This is a genomic window from Pantoea sp. Morm (assembly GCF_016643525.1).
Lineage (GTDB): Bacteria > Pseudomonadota > Gammaproteobacteria > Enterobacterales > Enterobacteriaceae > Pantoea > Pantoea dispersa.
The window spans coordinates 18470-35610 of the sequence record NZ_VOQX01000053.1 but is presented as its reverse complement, the minus strand read 5'-3'; the positions used below and the strand labels follow the sequence as shown (position 1 = coordinate 35610).

General features: G+C 59.7%; 14 protein-coding genes. 13 read left to right on the top strand and 1 reads right to left on the bottom strand.

Annotated elements, in window-relative coordinates; genetic code table 11:
• From FT726_RS17635 to FT726_RS17600, 8 genes are all read left to right on the top strand, one after another.
• A partial coding sequence (locus tag FT726_RS17635) for a methyl-accepting chemotaxis protein (protein WP_346303155.1) occupies window positions 1-479 on the top strand: 479 nt, incomplete at its 5' end.
• A gap of 173 nt (window positions 480-652) precedes the next feature.
• The gene (locus FT726_RS17630; protein WP_346303154.1) at window positions 653-2314 is read left to right on the top strand and encodes a methyl-accepting chemotaxis protein; all 1662 of its coding nucleotides are present in this window, start codon (window positions 653-655) and stop codon (window positions 2312-2314) included.
• 153 nt (window positions 2315-2467) lie between these two features.
• Window positions 2468-4147, top strand: a complete 1680-nt coding sequence (locus tag FT726_RS17625) for a methyl-accepting chemotaxis protein (protein ID WP_346303153.1) — start codon at window positions 2468-2470, stop codon at window positions 4145-4147.
• Between the two features lie 104 nt (window positions 4148-4251).
• Window positions 4252-5127, top strand: coding sequence for a protein-glutamate O-methyltransferase CheR (cheR, locus tag FT726_RS17620; protein ID WP_031279190.1), 876 nt, complete (start codon window positions 4252-4254; stop codon window positions 5125-5127).
• Window positions 5124-6173, top strand: a complete 1050-nt coding sequence (locus FT726_RS17615; protein ID WP_282996414.1) for a chemotaxis response regulator protein-glutamate methylesterase — start codon at window positions 5124-5126, stop codon at window positions 6171-6173. The genes cheR and FT726_RS17615 overlap by 4 nt, the downstream gene beginning before the upstream one ends.
• Window positions 6174-6212: 39 nt before the next feature.
• Window positions 6213-6602: a chemotaxis response regulator CheY gene (cheY, locus tag FT726_RS17610; RefSeq protein WP_021506272.1), complete on the top strand. Its 390-nt coding sequence runs from the start codon at window positions 6213-6215 to the stop codon at window positions 6600-6602.
• Between the two features lie 9 nt (window positions 6603-6611).
• Window positions 6612-7253 carry a protein phosphatase CheZ gene (gene cheZ / locus FT726_RS17605; RefSeq protein ID WP_058757663.1) on the top strand — a complete coding sequence of 214 codons (642 nt, stop codon included), beginning with the start codon at window positions 6612-6614 and terminating at the stop codon, window positions 7251-7253.
• 226 nt (window positions 7254-7479) lie between these two features.
• On the top strand, window positions 7480-8919 hold the full coding sequence (locus FT726_RS17600) for a YchO/YchP family invasin (RefSeq protein WP_288422548.1): 1440 nt from the start codon (window positions 7480-7482) through the stop codon (window positions 8917-8919).
• 93 nt (window positions 8920-9012) lie between these two features.
• Here the strand turns inward: FT726_RS17600 and FT726_RS17595 are convergent, their stop codons facing one another.
• Window positions 9013-10101 carry a porin gene (locus tag FT726_RS17595; RefSeq protein ID WP_136547202.1) on the bottom strand — a complete coding sequence of 363 codons (1089 nt, stop codon included), beginning with the start codon at window positions 10099-10101 and terminating at the stop codon, window positions 9013-9015.
• Between the two features lie 870 nt (window positions 10102-10971).
• On the opposite strand from FT726_RS17595, the gene FT726_RS17590 reads away from it, so the two are divergent.
• The 5 genes from FT726_RS17590 to astE are packed head-to-tail and all read left to right on the top strand — an operon-like array spanning window position 10972 to window position 17052.
• Complete coding sequence (locus FT726_RS17590; RefSeq protein ID WP_282996284.1) at window positions 10972-12192, top strand: aspartate aminotransferase family protein; 1221 nt, start codon at window positions 10972-10974, stop codon at window positions 12190-12192.
• Window positions 12189-13220, top strand: coding sequence for an arginine N-succinyltransferase (gene astA / locus FT726_RS17585; RefSeq protein ID WP_346303152.1), 1032 nt, complete (start codon window positions 12189-12191; stop codon window positions 13218-13220). Before FT726_RS17590 ends, astA begins: the two co-directional genes overlap by 4 nt.
• Window positions 13217-14686, top strand: a complete 1470-nt coding sequence (astD, locus tag FT726_RS17580; protein ID WP_288422550.1) for a succinylglutamate-semialdehyde dehydrogenase — start codon at window positions 13217-13219, stop codon at window positions 14684-14686. The genes astA and astD overlap by 4 nt, the downstream gene beginning before the upstream one ends.
• Window positions 14683-16011 (top strand): N-succinylarginine dihydrolase, encoded by a 1329-nt coding sequence (gene astB, locus FT726_RS17575; RefSeq protein WP_346303151.1) that lies wholly within the window; start codon window positions 14683-14685, stop codon window positions 16009-16011. Before astD ends, astB begins: the two co-directional genes overlap by 4 nt.
• A 45-nt stretch (window positions 16012-16056) precedes the next feature.
• The gene (gene astE / locus FT726_RS17570; protein WP_058757667.1) at window positions 16057-17052 is read left to right on the top strand and encodes a succinylglutamate desuccinylase; all 996 of its coding nucleotides are present in this window, start codon (window positions 16057-16059) and stop codon (window positions 17050-17052) included.
• Window positions 17053-17141: the final 89 nt, after the last annotated feature.

Below are 17141 nucleotides of genomic sequence, written 5' to 3'. Positions count from 1 at the left end.
CCGGTGAAGTGCGCAACCTTGCCCAGCGCAGCGCGCAGGCGGCGAAGGAGATCAAAGGGCTGATTGAAGACTCGGTGCGTCGCGTTGACAGCGGCTCACAGCTGGTCGGCACGGCGGGCGATACCATGGGCGAAATCGTCAATGCGGTGACGCGCGTCACCGACATCATGGGCGAGATCGCCTCGGCATCGGACGAGCAGAGTCGCGGTATCGATCAGGTCGGCCAGGCGGTGACCGAGATGGACCGCGTCACGCAGCAGAACGCCTCGCTGGTGGAAGAGTCGGCGGCGGCGGCGGCCTCGCTGGAGGAGCAGGCCAGCCGTCTCAGCCAGTCGGTGGCGGTGTTCCGCATTCCACGTGGCGCTCAGCCTGCCAGCAGCACGGGCGTGCGCCATCCGCAGATCGCCCCCCCGCAGGCCAGTGCGCCACGCAAAGCGCTGACCGCGCCGGTCAGCGACGCCAACTGGGAAACGTTCTAAGCTGAAACGGGAGCGGACAACGCGCCGCTCCCTCATTGCCTGCTTTCTTTACTTATAAAACGCTGTAAAAAAGCTTTAATTCAGCATTATCCCTCGTAAAGTCCGGTAAACCCTCTCAAATATTCAGCGCAGCGGTCGATAAACAGGGCGTAACCCCCCTTTTTGGAGACACCATGTTAAAACGAATCAATGTCGTCACCAGCCTGATCGCCGTCCTGCTGGTGTTCGGTGCTATGCAATTACTGTCCGGCGGGCTGTTCTGGTCGGCATTACAAAAAGATAAAGAGGCGTTTGCTGTGGCACAAACGTCAAGTAATAACGTCGCTGCCATGTCCGATGCCTGGATTGAACTCAATCAAACCCGTACCGTGCTCAACCGCGCCATGCTGCGCATGCAGGGCAGCATGGCATCACAGACCAACGGCGGTCAGCTTAATGCACTGATCGCGCAGACGGAGAAACAGCTCGACACCGCGGCCGGCCACTATCAGCGTTATTACGATTTGCCCGCGACGCCAGGACTGTCTGATGCGCTGCGCGACCGGCTGGAAGCGGATTATGCCGCGTTCAATAACGGCCTGAAGGCGATGCTGGCCCGGCTGAAAGCCAACGATCTGCAGGGCATGTTTGATCAGAACATTGAAGCCAAACAGGTCAAAATGAAAGCCACCTATGAAGAGTGGCGCAGCGCGCAGAGTGCTTTAGCCGCTGAGGGCGTGGCGCAGAACCAGCGTGCCTTCCACACCATGATGTGGCTGCTGGCGATTGTCGCCGTGATGGTGATCGCGGTAATTGTCGCCTGCTGGTTTGGCCTGCGCACGGTGCTGATTCAGCCGCTGCATCAGTTGCTCGGCCACATTCGCCATATCGCCGCAGGCGATCTGACGCAGACCATCACCGTTGAAGGGCGTAACGAAATGAGCCAGCTGGCCAGCAGTCTGCATGAAATGCAGCAGTCGCTGGTGCACACCGTCGGCAACGTACGCGACGGTTCGGACGCCATCTTTACCGGCGCCAGCGAAATTTCCGCCGGCAACAACGATCTCTCGGCGCGTACCGAACAGCAGGCGGCGTCGCTGGAGCAGACCGCGGCCAGCATGGAGCAGCTCACCGCCACGGTGAAGCAGAACGCCGAGAATGCCCGGCAGGCCTCGCAGCTGGCGCTCAGCGCGTCGGAGACCGCACGCAAAGGTGGCGACGTGGTCGAAGGCGTGGTGCGCACCATGCATGACATCGCCGGCAGTTCGAAGAAGATCGCGGATATCACCAGCGTGATCGACGGGATTGCCTTCCAGACCAACATCCTCGCGCTTAACGCGGCGGTCGAAGCGGCGCGCGCCGGTGAGCAGGGCCGTGGTTTTGCCGTGGTAGCGGGCGAGGTGCGCAACCTGGCGCAGCGCAGCGCGCAGGCGGCGAAGGAGATCAAAGGACTGATTGACGATTCGGTCAGCCGGGTTAACGCCGGTTCGCAGCTGGTCGGCACCGCAGGTGACACCATGCAGGATATCGTCGGAGCGGTGACGCGCGTGACTGACATCATGGGCGAAATCGCTTCGGCCTCGGATGAGCAGAGCCGTGGCATCGACCAGGTGGGCCAGGCGGTGACCGAGATGGACCGCGTCACGCAGCAGAACGCCTCGCTGGTAGAAGAGTCGGCCGCCGCCGCGGCCTCGCTGGAGGAGCAGGCCAGCCGCCTGAGCCAGTCGGTGGCGGTGTTCCGCATTCCGCGCGCGTCGGCAGCGATCGCCGTGCGTCCCCCGGTGACCACGACACCGCCGGCGGTGCGTAAAGCCGCTACGGCCCCGGTGAGTGACGGAAACTGGGAAACGTTTTAATCACTGCCTGAATCGTCCCCTCTCCCGCAGCGGGAGAGGGGCACGTGGCGGGCCCTTCCCCGGTTTGCTGCTGGTCTTACCCCTTTCACCTCACATAAAGATCCGCGCCTGCGCGCCGATAACACCAGCGATCCGCCAATTAATGAGGTGTTTATGTTTAGTCGTGTTCGAGTGGTATCCGGCCTGCTGTGCGTGCTGGCGTTATTTGCCTTACTGCAGCTGTTTTCCGGAGGAATGTTTTTTTCAACGGTGAAAGCCGATAAAGATAATTTTGCGTACAACCAACGTCTTAGCACCCTGCAGCGGGCGATGGGCACCTCATGGGTTTCGCTGGTACAGGCGCGTAACACGCTGAACCGTGCCGGTATCCGCTATCTGCTGGACAGTCAGCAGGCCGGCTCCGGTGCCACGGTAAAAGATCTGGTGGCGCTGGCCAATACGGAGCTGAAAACCGCCGATCAGAGCTTTGCCGAGTTCAACGCTAACCTGTCGGAAAAGGGCAAAAGCGCGGAGAACGTGCTGACGCTGCAGGCCAACTACAACGCGTTTCGCGGGGCGCTGGCCGAGCTGATTGATTTTCTCAGTGCCGGTAACTTTAAAGGCTTTGTCGATCAGCCAACGCAGGGTTTTCAGGACAAATTTGAAAAGGATTACAACGCCTGGCTCGCCTACAACATTGTGCTGGCAAAACAGGGTATTGACGCCAACGAGAGCGCTTACCAACACGCGATTATGCTGGTGGTCGGTACGCTGCTGGTGACGTTGCTGGTGATTGCGCTGGTGTGGAGCGGCATGCGTACGGCGCTGATCCGTCCGCTGCAGCAGAGCATTGAGCACATCCGCCATATTGCGCGCGGCGATCTGACGCAGCCGGTCGATCTCAGCGTGCGCAACGAAATGGGCGACCTGCTCAGTTCGCTGCAGCACATGCAGCAGGAGCTGACGCGCACCGTACGCATCGTGCGCGACGGTTCCGACGCCATCTACACCGGCGCCAGCGAAATCGCCATGGGCAACAACGATCTCTCTTCGCGTACCGAACAGCAGGCCGCATCGCTGGAGCAGACCGCGGCCAGCATGGAGCAGTTGACCGCTACCGTGAAGCAGAACGCGGAAAACGCCCGTCAGGCGTCGCAGCTGGCGCTGAACGCGTCCGAAACGGCGCAGCAGGGCGGCAAAGTGGTCGATGGCGTGGTCAGCACCATGAAGGATATCGCCGGAAGTTCGAAGAAGATTGCCGATATCACCAGCGTGATTGACGGTATCGCCTTCCAGACCAATATCCTCGCGCTGAACGCCGCGGTGGAAGCGGCACGCGCCGGTGAGCAGGGGCGTGGTTTCGCCGTGGTCGCGGGCGAGGTGCGCAGTCTGGCCCAGCGCAGCGCGCAGGCGGCGAAGGAGATCAAAGGCCTGATTGAAGATTCGGTCAGCCGCGTCAATACCGGTTCGGTGCTGGTAGAGAGCGCGGGCGAAACCATGAGCGAGATCGTCAACGCGGTGACCCGCGTGACCGACATCATGGGCGAAATCGCCTCGGCTTCCGATGAGCAGAGCCGCGGTATCGACCAGGTTGGCCTGGCGGTGAACGAGATGGACCGCGTCACCCAGCAGAACGCCGCGCTGGTGGAAGAGTCCGCGACGGCGGCAGCGGCGCTGGAAGATCAGGCCAGCCGACTGAAACAGTCGGTGGCGGTGTTCAATATTGGTAAAGAATTTGTCGCCCAGGCCGTTAACGTAACTACAGCGCCAAAAATTGCGCGTCCGTCTGCACCGCAGGCGCTGGCGCAAGCGGCAGGAGCTCGTGGCGCTGACGATAACTGGGAAACCTTTTAACCCTTGTGGCCGCCGCAGGGCGGCCCGTGTGAATGGTGTGCACTGGCAGCACAGTAGCAACCGCAGTATCACAATTTAATCAGTTTGTTGCCGGGTGACCCGAAATGAAGAAATCGACGTTATTGGATCAAAATGAAGCCACGACGCTGCTCTCACAAATGGTGCAGCGCCTGCCGCTTTCCGATACACATTTTCGTCGTATCAGCCAGCTGATCTATCAGCGTGCGGGCATCGTGCTGGCCGACCACAAACGCGAGATGGTTTACAACCGTCTGGTACGTCGGCTGCGCATGCTGAATATTGATGATTTTGGTCGCTATCTGGCGCTGCTGGAGCAGGACCCGAACAGTGCCGAGTGGCAGGCGTTTATTAACGCACTGACCACCAACCTGACCTCATTTTTCCGTGAGGCGCACCACTTCCCGATTCTGGCAGAGCATGCGCGCAAACGCAGCGGCAACTACAGCGTGTGGAGCACCGCCGCTTCAACCGGTGAAGAGCCGTACTCGATTGCCATGACGCTGGCAGAAACGCTGGGCACCGGACCGGGGAAATTTTCCGTCCACGCCAGTGATATTGATACCCAGGTGCTGGAGAAAGCGGTAGCGGGCGTTTATCGCCAGGAGGAGCTGCGCACCTTATCGCAGTCGCAGCTGCAGCGCTTCTTCCTGCGCGGCACCGGTCCGCACGCCGGCATGGTGCGCGTGCGCAGCGAGCTGGCCAACATGGTGAACTATGCGCAGCTCAATTTACTGGCGCACGACTGGGCGTTGCCGGGGCCGTTCGACGCGATTTTCTGTCGTAACGTGATGATCTATTTCGATAAAGAGACGCAGGAACAAATCCTGCGCCGTTTTGTTCCCCTGCTGAAGCCGGGCGGTCTGCTGTTTGCCGGGCATTCGGAAAACTTCAGTCAGATCAGTAAAGAGTTCTGGCTGCGTGGACAGACTGTCTATGGACTGACCAAGGAAAGACGATGAGCAAAATCACCGTGATGTGCGTGGATGATTCCGCGCTGATGCGCCAGTTGATGACGGAGATCATCAACAGCCATCCCGATATGGAGATGGTCGCGACGGCGCCGGACCCGCTGGTAGCGCGGGATTTGATCAAACAGTACAACCCGCAGGTGCTGACGCTGGATGTCGAAATGCCGCGTATGGATGGCCTCGACTTCCTCGAAAAACTGATGCGCCTGCGGCCGATGCCGGTGGTGATGGTTTCGTCGCTGACCGGTAAAGGATCGGAAGTGACGCTGCGTGCGCTGGAGTTAGGCGCGGTAGATTTCGTCACCAAGCCGCAGCTCGGCATCCGTGAAGGCATGCTGGCCTACAGCCAGATGATTGCCGACAAGATTCGCGGCGCCGCGCGCGCCAAACTGCATGCGCGTGCCGCCACGCCGCAGCCGGTGATGCTGAAAGCGGGACCGCTGCTGAGCAGTGAAAAGCTGATTGCTATCGGCTCTTCAACCGGCGGCACCGAGGCGATTCGCCATGTGCTGCAGCCGCTGCCGGCCACCAGCCCGGCGCTGCTGATTACGCAGCACATGCCGCCCGGTTTTACCCGCTCGTTTGCCGAGCGACTGAACAAGCTGTGCCAGATCACCGTAAAAGAGGCGGAAGACGGCGAGCGTATTTTGCCCGGTCACGCCTATATCGCGCCGGGCGCGATGCACATGGAGCTGGCGCGCAGCGGTGCCAACTACGTGGTGAAACTGAACGACGGACCGCCGGTGAACCGCCATAAACCGTCGGTGGACGTCCTGTTCCGCTCGGTTGCGGTCAACGCCGGGCGAAATGCAGTGGGGGTCATTCTGACCGGCATGGGCAACGACGGCGCGGCCGGGATGCTGGAAATGCACCGCGCCGGCGCGTGGACCATCGCCCAGGATGAAGCCAGCTGTGTGGTATTTGGTATGCCGCGCGAAGCGATAGCGATGGGCGGCACCAGTGAAGTGGTCGATCTGGGCCACATCAGCCAGCATATGCTGGCCAAAATTAGCGCCGGACAGGCATTGCGAATTTAACGAGCCGGTCCTGCCGGACAAGACAACACAGGAGTAGATATGGCTGATAAAAACATGCGCTTTTTGGTAGTGGACGACTTCAACACGATGCGTCGTATCGTCCGTAACCTGCTGAAAGAGCTGGGATTCAATAACGTGGAAGAGGCCGAGGATGGCGTCGACGCCCTGACCAAACTGCGTGCAGGCGGCTTCGATTTCGTTATCTCTGACTGGAACATGCCGAACATGGACGGTCTGGAACTGCTGCAGACCATTCGCGCCGACGCCACGCTGGGCAAACTGCCGGTGCTGATGGTCACTGCCGAAGCCAAGAAAGAGAACATCATCGCCGCCGCGCAGGCCGGTGCCAGCGGTTACGTGGTGAAGCCTTTCACCGCCGCCACGCTGGAAGAGAAGTTGGGCAAAATCTTCGAAAAACTGGGTATGTAAGGAGATGTGATGAGCGACCTTCCGAAACCAACTGAAGAAGCTTCGGCACACGAGATTATTGCCCGGATTGGCTCTCTGACACGTATGCTGCGTGACAGCCTGCGCGAACTGGGGCTGGATCAGGCCATTGCCGAAGCGGCAGAAGCGATTCCGGACGCGCGTGACCGTCTGGATTATGTGGTGCAGATGACCGCACAGGCAGCGGAACGTGCGCTGAACTGTGTGGAAGCGGCGCAGCCACACCAGGACCAGATGGAAGCCGGCGCCACCCAGCTGAAAGGCCGCTGGGATGCCTGGTTTGAAAACCCGATCGAGCTGGCGGATGCACGCGAGTTGGTTTCGGATACGCGCCAGTTCCTTGACGACGTTCCGTCTCACACGGCGTACACCAACAAGCAGCTGCTGGAAATCATGATGGCGCAGGATTTCCAGGACCTGACCGGTCAGGTAATCAAGCGCATGATGGATGTGATCCAGGAGATCGAACGCCAGCTGCTGATGGTACTGCTGGAGAACATGCCGGAAGCCAATGCGGCGGCACGTAAAGAGGGCAACAGCCTGCTGAACGGTCCGCAGATCCATGCTAACGCGCCAGGTGTGGTATCCAGCCAGGATCAGGTTGACGACCTGCTGGACAGTTTAGGTTTTTAATGCTGATCGGGTGTTCAACCCGCATCCGAACCCGAACCCTCTCCCGCCCGGGAGAGGGGAACGCACGACGTGTTTTCCCGTCTGATCGCCCTGCATGCCCGCGGGTGGCGTAAATTCTGAAACATAGCAAGACAAGTCCTACGTTGGCGCGAGGATATGTTAAGGTAACCTCGTACAGTTTTGTGAGCTACTTCAAATTCTAAACTGAAACGACTACTCTTTTGCTATGCTGCCATTGGTTCTGACCCGCAAAATTTTCGCTGCTGTAGCCTTCGGGGCCCCTGTACTGGCGGCCGTTGCGCCTGCGCAGGCCTTCACCGGTAACAGCGACGTCTCCGCCACACCGTTTGCCGATCCGGCACGTTTCCAGAAAATCGCTGATGAATTACCGGCGCTGGGCTATCAGGACGATACATCGGCGTTCAGTAAAAAGCTGGCGGGCATTGCCAAAAGCATCGGCGAGGCCAGCCAGAACAGCGACAGCGATACCACGCTGGGTCAGCAGGCCGGTATCTGGGCGTTTAACCATTTTCGTGATGAGGTTGCCACCCGGGTGGCGGATGAAGGGCAGTCGCTGCTGTCGCCTTATGGCCAGGCACAGATCGATCTTAACGTCGATATGGAAGGTAACTTCAGCGGCAGCGGGGCTTCGCTGCTGACGCCATGGGCCGATCGCTACAATTACCTCACGTTCAGCCAGCTGGGCGTGCACCAGACTGATGACGGGCTGGTGGGCAATGCCGGGCTGGGACAGCGCTGGGTGGCCGGCAGCTGGCTGCTGGGCTATAACGGCTTCGTTGATCGGCTGTTCGACAGCGGCTTGCAGCGCGCTTCGCTGGGCACCGAGGCCTGGAGCGACTACCTGCGCTTATCCGCCAACTACTACACGCCGCTGTCCGGCTGGCGCAATCGCAACCCGTTCCAGCAGCAGCGGCTGGCGCGCGGGTATGATGTCACCACCCAGGGCTATCTGCCGTTTTACCGCCAGCTGGGCGTGTCGGTCAGCTGGCAGCAGTATCTCGGCAACAATGTCGATCTGTTTAATTCCGGCAACAGCTACCACAATCCTTCAGCGCTGACGCTGGGCGTCTCCTATACGCCGGTGCCGCTGGTTACCGTATCGGCCAGCCACAAAACCAGTAATGAAGGCGAGAGCCAGGATCAGCTCGGCTTACGTCTTAATTACCGCTTTGGCGTGGCGCTCAGTCAGCAGCTCAATCCGGATAACGTCGCCGCCGCGCGTTCGCTGCGCGGTAGTCGCTATGATTTGGTCACGCGCAGCAATACGCCGGTGCTGGAGTTCCGCCAGCGTAAAACCCTGTCGGTATTCCTCGCCACGCCGCCGTGGCAGCTCAATGCGGGCGAGAGTTTGCCGCTGAAACTGCAGATCCGCAGTGCTCATCCAATCAGTAAAGTCAGCTGGCAGGGCGATACGCAGGCGCTGAGCCTGACGCCGGGAGCCGATCCCAACGATCCACAGGGCTGGAGTATTATTATGCCGGCGTGGGATGCGTCGCCTGAGGCGAACAACAGTTATCGCCTGTCGGTGACGCTGGAGGACAGCAAGCAAAATCGCGTGACTTCCAACTGGATTACGCTGCAGGTGCAGCCGCCGGTGATGCTGGATCAGGGGGGCGAAAACCGCTTCGACCTGCTGGCACCATAATCAGCGCGGCACCAGAGAAAAAGGGCAGCCGGAGCTGCCCTTTGCTGCATCCTCAGCCGACACTTGCCGGGATGCCATGAGGGTAAATCATCATCAGAACTGGTACACCAGACCTACCGCGGTAATATCGTCGGTTTTCAGGCGCAGCGCGTTGTCATCTTTCAGCAGGTTGATGCGGTATTCGCTGTAGACCGACATGTTCTTGTTGAAGTAGTAGGTGGCACCCACGGACGCGTATTTGAACAACCAGGCGTCGCCGACGTTTTCAATATTTTTGCCCTTTGAGCTCACGTAGCCCAGCGACGGACGGAAACCGTTCAGGAACTGATACTGCGCCACGGCTTCAAAATTCACCGCTTTGTTGGCGAACCCGATGTTACCGATTGGCGTAGCGTTGTGGGATTCGCCGTAGATGGTCGCCAGATAGAGCTGGTTAGCATCATATTTCACCCCGGTTTCCCAGTGTTCGGCTTTCTCACCTCTGCCGTAAGTGGCAAGGTTCTGCGCGCTGACGCGATTGAGGCTGGCATAGGCGGCAACCGCGCTCAGGCCAAAGTCAGTGTCATACGAGGTGGAAAGGGCGAAACCATCACCGTTAGAGCGACGTACCGCCAGGTTTGGCGTTGCCGCGCTGTCGCTGCGCTCGTTTTTCCCTTCGTACTGCGCTGCGACGTTCCAGCCTTTAACCAGACCGAAGAAATCTTTGTTACGCCAGGTCAGCACGCCGGTGGAGCGACCGGACAGGAAAGCATCGACATAACCGGAATCACCGCCGAAGAAAGGCAGCATATCGGTATAGCCCAGCACGTCATAAATCAGACCATAGTTACGGCCATAGTCGATCGAACCAAACTGCGCAAACTTCAGACCCGCATAGCCGAGGCGGGTTTTGTTACCGGCCTGCGCATCGGCGCCTTCCGTGTTACGCAGACTGAACTGCGATTGCCAGAAACCGTAGCCGGTCAGCTGATCGGTAATTTTGGTTTCGCCCTTAAAACCGATACGGACATACGATGAGGTATCACCATCATTGGTGGTGTCATCGGAGAACAGGTGCGACACGTTAATTTTGCCGACCAGATCCAGCTTGTTACCATCCTTATTATAGATTTCAGCGGCCTGAGCCACAGAAAATCCCAGCAGCAATGGCATGACTGCTGCCAGTAAAGTGCGCTTCATCATTTATATTTTTACCCTGTGTTATTTTTTAATTTTTTAAGCCCCTGGTGGGGTGACAAGAAAATGACACAAAAGGATAAAGATCAGTAGTGCAATAGTTGTAACAAATAATTTCTTATTGGCTATTTGTGCGATTTTTATACGCCAATTCCATTATTCGGAAATTGGAATCGCTTTTACTTATCATGCTTGAGTGAGCGTTTAATCGACGATTAATATTTATGTTATTGATAAATAATAATTAAATTAAGTATGGTATGACTTCATAAAAATAGCACTTTATTGCCTTAAATAGCACAAGCCTATGCATTAAAGTTCAATGCTTATGAATCAAAGCAGGCTGATAGTCACCCTGTAAATTATCCGCATTGACGCACTGTGTCGGTTTATTTCAGGCTAAATAATATCCCGATCTTTAATACGTTTAATTACCGGCCAGCCTGGCACAGGGTAACCAAAATAAGTTAATCAGTTGTTACTAATAAGCGGCCGACCTGCACCACGCCGATGCCTGAACCGGGCTGTCACTTGCACCCGCTGAGCGCAGTGTGCCCCAAAATGGCGCAGCAGACGCCTCATTTTGGCGAAATATCTGCTGTGCGATCACAAAAGCAATATTTCATTTTGCGAATGCATAAATCCGCTAAACAAATTACTGCGGTGCCGCTGTTATCGGATGGTTATTCACTTTTTATGCATTAAATGTGCATAGCGAAAGGGCGTAAATCATTGATATTTCGTTGCTGGACCTGATTTATGCATTTTTTCCTCTGGCTGGCACGTTAACTGCACTCTATAGTCGAGCTGCAACTCAGCAACTTTTAACAATTTTAAAACAAAAGCTTCACCCGAAGTGAGGCAGGAGAAATGGCTATGTCACTGCAGGTTTCACGTCACGATTTCGATCAATGGATGATGCCGGTTTATGCCCCTGCGGCTTTTGTGCCGGTGCGTGCCGAAGGTTCTACGCTGTGGGATCAGCAGGGCAAAGAGTACATCGATTTTGCCGGTGGCATCGCGGTGAACGCGCTTGGCCATGCCCATCCCGCGCTGCAGCAGGCGCTGACCGAGCAGGCCGGTAAACTGTGGCACACCGGCAACGGCTACACCAACGAACCGATTCTGCGCCTGGCGAAGCAGCTGATTGATGCCACCTTTGCTGACCGCGTGTTCTTCTGTAACTCCGGGGCGGAAGCCAACGAGGCCGCGCTGAAGCTGGCGCGTAAAGTGGCGCACGACCGTTTCGGTGCCGAAAAAAACGGTATCGTCGCCTTCACCAATGCCTTCCACGGCCGCACCCTGTTCACCGTTTCAGCCGGCGGACAGCCCGCCTATTCGCGCGATTTCGCCCCGTTACCGCCAGCCATTCAGCATGCCACCTTTAACGATCTGGCCTCGGCGTCGGCCTTAATTAATGACCAGACCTGCGCGGTCATCGTCGAGCCGATTCAGGGCGAGGGCGGTGTATTACCGGCCGATCCGGCGTTCCTGCGCGGACTGCGCGAACTGTGCGACCGCCACCATGCGCTACTGATTTTTGATGAAGTGCAGAGCGGCGTCGGCCGTACCGGCTCGCTGTATGCCTATATGCATTACGGCGTCACGCCGGATGTGCTGAGCACCGCCAAGGCGCTGGGCGGCGGCTTCCCCATCGGTGCGATGCTGACGCGTGAAGATCTGGCGCAGGTGATGGGCGTCGGCACGCACGGCACCACCTACGGCGGCAACCCGCTGGCCGGTGCGGTGGCCGGTAAAGTGCTGGAGCTGATCAATCAGCCTGAGTTTATGGCTGGCGTCGCCGAGCGGCACCAGTGGTTTGTCACGGCGCTGCAGGAGATCAACCAGCGGCTGCCGGTGTTTAAAGAGATTCGTGGCCTGGGGCTGCTGATTGGCGCGGTACTGAATGACGATTTTGCCGGTAAAGCCAAACAGTTCAACCTGACGGCAGCGGAAGAGGGCGTGATGGTTCTGATCGCCGGTGCCAGCGTGGTGCGCTTTGCGCCGGCGCTGAACATCAGCGAGCGTGAAGTAAAAGAAGGGCTGGCGCGCTTCGAACGCGCCTGCGCACGCGTGCTCAAAGGAGCCACATCATGATGGTGATTCGCCCCGTCGAACGTGACGATCTGCCGCAGCTGCTGGCGCTGGCGGGGAAAACCGGCGGCGGTCTGACCTCGCTGCCCGCTGACAGCGAGACGCTGAAGGCGCGCATTGAGCGCTCGCTGCAAACCTGGCAGGACGCGCTGCCGCGCGCTGAACAGGGCTACGTGTTTGTGCTGGCGGACAGCAGTGACAATCGCGCGGTTGGCATCTGCGCCATTGAAGTGGCGGTGGGTTTGCAGGATCCCTGGTACAACTTCCGCGTCGGTACCCAGGTGCACGCCTCGAAAGAGCTGAACGTTTACGCCAGTTTGCCGACGCTGTCGCTGAGTAACGATCACACCGGCAGCAGCGAACTGTGCACGCTGTTCCTTGATCCTGACTATCGCGACGGTAAAAACGGCCATCTGCTGTCCAAGTCGCGCTTTCTGTTTATGGCGAATTTCCGCGAGCGCTTCATGAAGCACGTGGTCGCGGAGATGCGCGGCGTCAGCGACGAGCAGGGACATTCGCCGTTCTGGGACAGCGTGGGCAGCCGTTTCTTCTCCATGGAGTTTCGTCAGGCCGATTTTCTCAGCGGCACCGGGCAAAAAGCCTTTATCGCAGAACTGATGCCCAAGCATCCGCTGTATATCCACTATCTGTCGGAAGCGGCACAGCAGGTGATTGGCGAAGTCCACCCGAAAACCGCGCCGGCGCGCGCGGTGCTGGAAGCCGAGGGTTTCCGCTATCTCAACTATATCGACATCTTTGACGGCGGCCCGACGCTGGAGTGTGAGATCGACCGCATCCGCGCCATCCGCAAGAGCAAAGTGCTGACCGCCAGCGAAGGCGAAGCCGAGGCGCACTGGCCGCTGTGTCTGGTGGCGAACTGCGACTATCAGCAGTTTCGCGTGGCGCTGCTGCCGGTCGATGTCGCATCCGGACAGGTTCTGATTAATCAGCAGCAGCGCACCGCGCTGCGCTGCGACTATGCCGATTCGCTGCGGGTGGTTACCCTGGGTCGCGAGGAGAATAACGCATGACGCATTTTATCAACGGTGATTGGCAGCCGGGCAGCGCAGAGACGCTGAGTAAACACAATCCGGTGAGCGGCGAGATCTTATGGCAGGGCAACGCTGCTTCTGCGGCGCAGGTGGCGGCGGCCTGTGAGGCGGCTCGCGCGGCGTTCCCGGCATGGGCACGTCTGCCGTTTGCTGCCCGCCAGGCGCGGGTAGAGGATTTTGCCCGTCTGCTGGAGCGGGATAAAACCGAGCTGGCGGCGATCATTGCACGTGAGACCGGCAAACCGCGCTGGGAAACGCTGACCGAAGTGCAGGCGATGATCAATAAAGTGGCCATTTCGGTTAAGGCTTATCACACGCGCACCGGCGAACAGGCCGAAGGTGAGAGTTCACTGCGCCACCGGCCGCACGGCGTGCTGGCGGTGTTCGGCCCGTATAACTTCCCCGGCCATCTGCCAAACGGACATATTGTACCGGCGCTGCTGGCGGGCAACTGCGTGTTGTTTAAACCGAGCGAACTGACCCCCGCCACCGCAGAGAAAACCGTGCAGCTGTGGCAGGAAGCGGGCCTGCCGGCGGGTACGCTGGCGCTGTTACAGGGCGGGCGTGATACCGGCCAGGCGCTGGCGCAGGCGGAGCAGATTGACGGCCTGCTGTTTACCGGTAGCGCGGCTACCGGCTATCACCTGCATCGCCAGTTCGCCGGACAGCCGGAGAAAATGCTGGCGCTGGAGATGGGCGGCAACAATGCGCTGATTGTGGAAGATCCGGCCGACATTGATGGCGCGGTGCATATCGCCATTCAGTCGGCGTTCATTACCGCCGGCCAGCGCTGCACCTGCGCGCGTCGTTTGCTGGTGAAACGCGGTGCGGCAGGCGATGCCTTCCTGCAGCGTCTGGTCGAGGTGAGTGCGCGCCTCAAACCCGCAGCGTGGGACGCCGAACCGCAGCCGTTTATGGGCAGCGTGATTTCGCCCGCCGCCGCCGGGCAGATCTTCGCTGCCTGGCAGCAGCGGGTTGCGCTGGGTGGCAAGGTGCTGCTGGCGATGCGCTGGCCGGATCGCGACAGCGCGATTATTACGCCCGGCATCATCGACATGACCGGCGTCGCCGGACTGCCTGACGAAGAGGTGTTCGGACCGCTGCTGCAGGTCATTCGCTACGACCATTACGCGCAGGCGATTGGCCTCGCCAACGACACGCGCTACGGATTGTCGTGCGGGCTGGTGTCACCGCAGCGTGACCAGTTTGATCAGCTGCTGCTGGAAGCGCGCGCCGGCATCGTGAACTGGAATAAACCGCTGACCGGCGCCGCCAGTTCGGCACCGTTTGGCGGCGTGGGCGCCTCCGGTAACCACCGTGCCAGCGCCTGGTACGCGGCGGATTACTGCGCCTGGCCGATGGCCTCGCTGGAGAGCAGCAGCCTGGCGCTGCCAGGCAGCCTGTCGCCAGGGCTCGATTTTGCTGCTTCAGGAGCGACATCATGAAGGCGTTTGAAGCAAACTTTGATGGTCTGGTCGGCCTGACGCACCACTACGCTGGCCTGTCGTTTGGCAACGAAGCCTCCACGCGCAATCAGCTGCAGCCCTCCAATCCGCGGCTGGCGGCCAAACAGGGGCTGCTGAAAATGAAGGCGCTGGCCGACATGGGCTATGTGCAGGGCGTTATCCCTCCGCACGAGCGGCCTAATCTGCCGCTGCTGCGCCAGCTGGGATTCAGCGGCAGCGATGCGCAGGTGCTGGCCAAAGCGGCGCAGCAGGCACCGCAGCTGCTGTCAGCGGCCAGTTCGGCGTCGGCGATGTGGGTGGCCAATGCGGCCACGGTTTCGCCATCGGCCGACAGCGCCGACGGCAAAGTGCATTTTACCGTAGCCAACCTCAACAATAAGTTCCACCGGGCGATCGAAGCGCCGGAAACCGCCGACCTGTTGCGCGCCATCTTCCGCGATGGCCGCCACTTCAGCGTGCACGACGCGCTGCCGCAGGTGGCACTGTTTGGTGACGAAGGCGCAGCCAACCATAACCGCTTCGGCGCTGACTATGGCGCGCCCGGCGTGCAGCTGTTTGTCTACGGTCGTGACGGCCAGCAGCAGGGCAGCGCACCGGTGCGCTATCCGGCGCGCCAGACGCGTGAAGCCAGCGCGGCGGTGGCGAGACTGCATCAGCTGGATGACGCGCGCACGCTGTTCGCGCAGCAAAATCCGGCGGTGATCGATCAGGGGGTATTCCACAACGACGTAATCGCCGTCAGCAATCAGCAGGTGTTTTTCTGCCACGAAGAGGCGTTTGTCGACCAGCCCCAGCTGCTGCAACAGCTGGCGGATCAGGTGCCGGGCTTCCAGCCGGTTGTGGTGCCGCGCGATCGCGTGTCAGTGGCCGATGCGGTGAACACCTATCTGTTTAACAGCCAGCTGCTACAGCATCCGGACGGCGGCATGCGGCTGGTGCTGCCGGAAGAGTCGCGCCAGCATCCCGGCGTGTGGCGCTACCTGAGCGAGCTGGTGGAGAGCGGCGGCCCGATTCGCGCGCTGCAGGTGTTTGATCTGCGTGAGAGCATGTGCAACGGCGGCGGACCGGCCTGCCTGCGTCTGCGCGTGGTGTTAACCGAGGCGGAGCGTCAGGCCGTCAATCCGGCCGTGCTGATGAACGATCGCCTGTTTACGCGTCTGAATGACTGGGTGGATCGTCACTATCGCGACCGCCTGACGCAGGCCGATCTGGCCGATCCGCAGCTGCTGAGCGAAGGGCGAAGCGCGCTGGACGAGCTGACACAGCTGCTAGACTTAGGCAGTGTCTACGCGTTTCAGCGTTAACGCCGGGGGCAAATATGTTGCCCCCTGTGTCAGAAAGGAGTGAACATGCAGGACTTTTTACAGCAAACCTTGTCAGGCAGGCCGCCCGCACAGCGGCAGGGCAGTAACGCCCACCTGCACTGGCAGTGGCATGATGAGGGCATACTATCCCTGACACCGCATACGCCTACGCAGCAGGCGCTGGTTCTCTCCGCCGGGATTCACGGCAACGAGACCGCCCCGGTGGAGATCCTCAATCTGTTGCTGACGCCGCTGCTGCAGGGGGAAAAACCGCTGGCCGTGCGCCTGCTGGTGATCCTCGGCAACCCGGCGGCGCTGCGCAGCGGCAAACGCTACCAGCATTATGATATCAACCGGCTGTTCGGTGGCCGCTGGCAACAGGTGGCCGACGTGCCGGAGGCGCAGCGCGCGCTCCAGCTGGAGCAGGCGCTGGAAAACTTCTGGTGCGAGTGCCTCGATCACGAAATTCGCTGGCATCTCGATTTGCACACCGCGATTCGCGGTTCGTGGCATACGCGCTTTGGCGTGATGCCGCTCAACAGCCAGCCGTGGCCAGCAGATTTTTTACACTGGCTGGCAGCGGCCGAACTGGAAGCGCTGGTGTTTCACCGTGCGCCGGGCGGCACCTTCACCCACTTCAGCTGTGAACACTACGCGGCAGCCAGTTGTACGCTGGAGCTGGGAAAGGCGCTGCCGTTTGGCGAGAACGATCTCACGCAGTTCAGCGGTGTGCAGCGTGCGCTGGCGGCGCTGCTGTACGGTGAGGCGCTGCCGCCGGTGCGCGAGACGCCGCGCCATTATCGCGTGGCACAGCAAATCACCCGGCACGGCGAGCAGTTTGTTCTGCACATGGGCCCGGAAACTCTCAACTTCACGGCTTTCCCGCAGGGCACGCTGCTGGCGGAAGAGGGTGAGCGGCGCTATTACGTGCAGCAGGCGCGTGAATATGTGCTGTTCCCCAATCCCAACGTGGCACCGGGCCTGCGCGCCGGGCTGATGCTGGTGGAGGAGAGTGAGCAGACCCAGGCGCTGGAGTTGTAATCGAAAGCTTTACCCGGCAATCCCTCCTCTCCCTGTGACGGGAGAGGTCACGGGTGAGCAAATTAACGACATTTTCCCTTCCGCAAAAC

Bases quoted from the DNA above. Each gene is read 5' to 3' on its own strand.
- FT726_RS17625 (WP_346303153.1), top strand. From the start codon at position 2,468: ATGTTTAGTCGTGTTCGAGTGGTATCCGGCCTGCTGTGCGTGCTGGCG.
- cheZ (WP_058757663.1), top strand. From the start codon at position 6,612: ATGAGCGACCTTCCGAAACCAACTGAAGAAGCTTCGGCACACGAGATT.
- FT726_RS17590 (WP_282996284.1), top strand. From the start codon at position 10,972: ATGTCACTGCAGGTTTCACGTCACGATTTCGATCAATGGATGATGCCG.
- astA (WP_346303152.1), top strand. From the start codon at position 12,189: ATGATGGTGATTCGCCCCGTCGAACGTGACGATCTGCCGCAGCTGCTG.
- astE (WP_058757667.1), top strand. From the start codon at position 16,057: ATGCAGGACTTTTTACAGCAAACCTTGTCAGGCAGGCCGCCCGCACAG.
- FT726_RS17615 (WP_282996414.1), top strand. From the start codon at position 5,124: ATGAGCAAAATCACCGTGATGTGCGTGGATGATTCCGCGCTGATGCGC.
- astB (WP_346303151.1), top strand. From the start codon at position 14,683: ATGAAGGCGTTTGAAGCAAACTTTGATGGTCTGGTCGGCCTGACGCAC.
- cheY (WP_021506272.1), top strand. From the start codon at position 6,213: ATGGCTGATAAAAACATGCGCTTTTTGGTAGTGGACGACTTCAACACG.
- FT726_RS17595 (WP_136547202.1), bottom strand. From the start codon at position 10,101: ATGATGAAGCGCACTTTACTGGCAGCAGTCATGCCATTGCTGCTGGGA.
- FT726_RS17630 (WP_346303154.1), top strand. From the start codon at position 653: ATGTTAAAACGAATCAATGTCGTCACCAGCCTGATCGCCGTCCTGCTG.
- FT726_RS17600 (WP_288422548.1), top strand. From the start codon at position 7,480: ATGCTGCCATTGGTTCTGACCCGCAAAATTTTCGCTGCTGTAGCCTTC.
- astD (WP_288422550.1), top strand. From the start codon at position 13,217: ATGACGCATTTTATCAACGGTGATTGGCAGCCGGGCAGCGCAGAGACG.
- cheR (WP_031279190.1), top strand. From the start codon at position 4,252: ATGAAGAAATCGACGTTATTGGATCAAAATGAAGCCACGACGCTGCTC.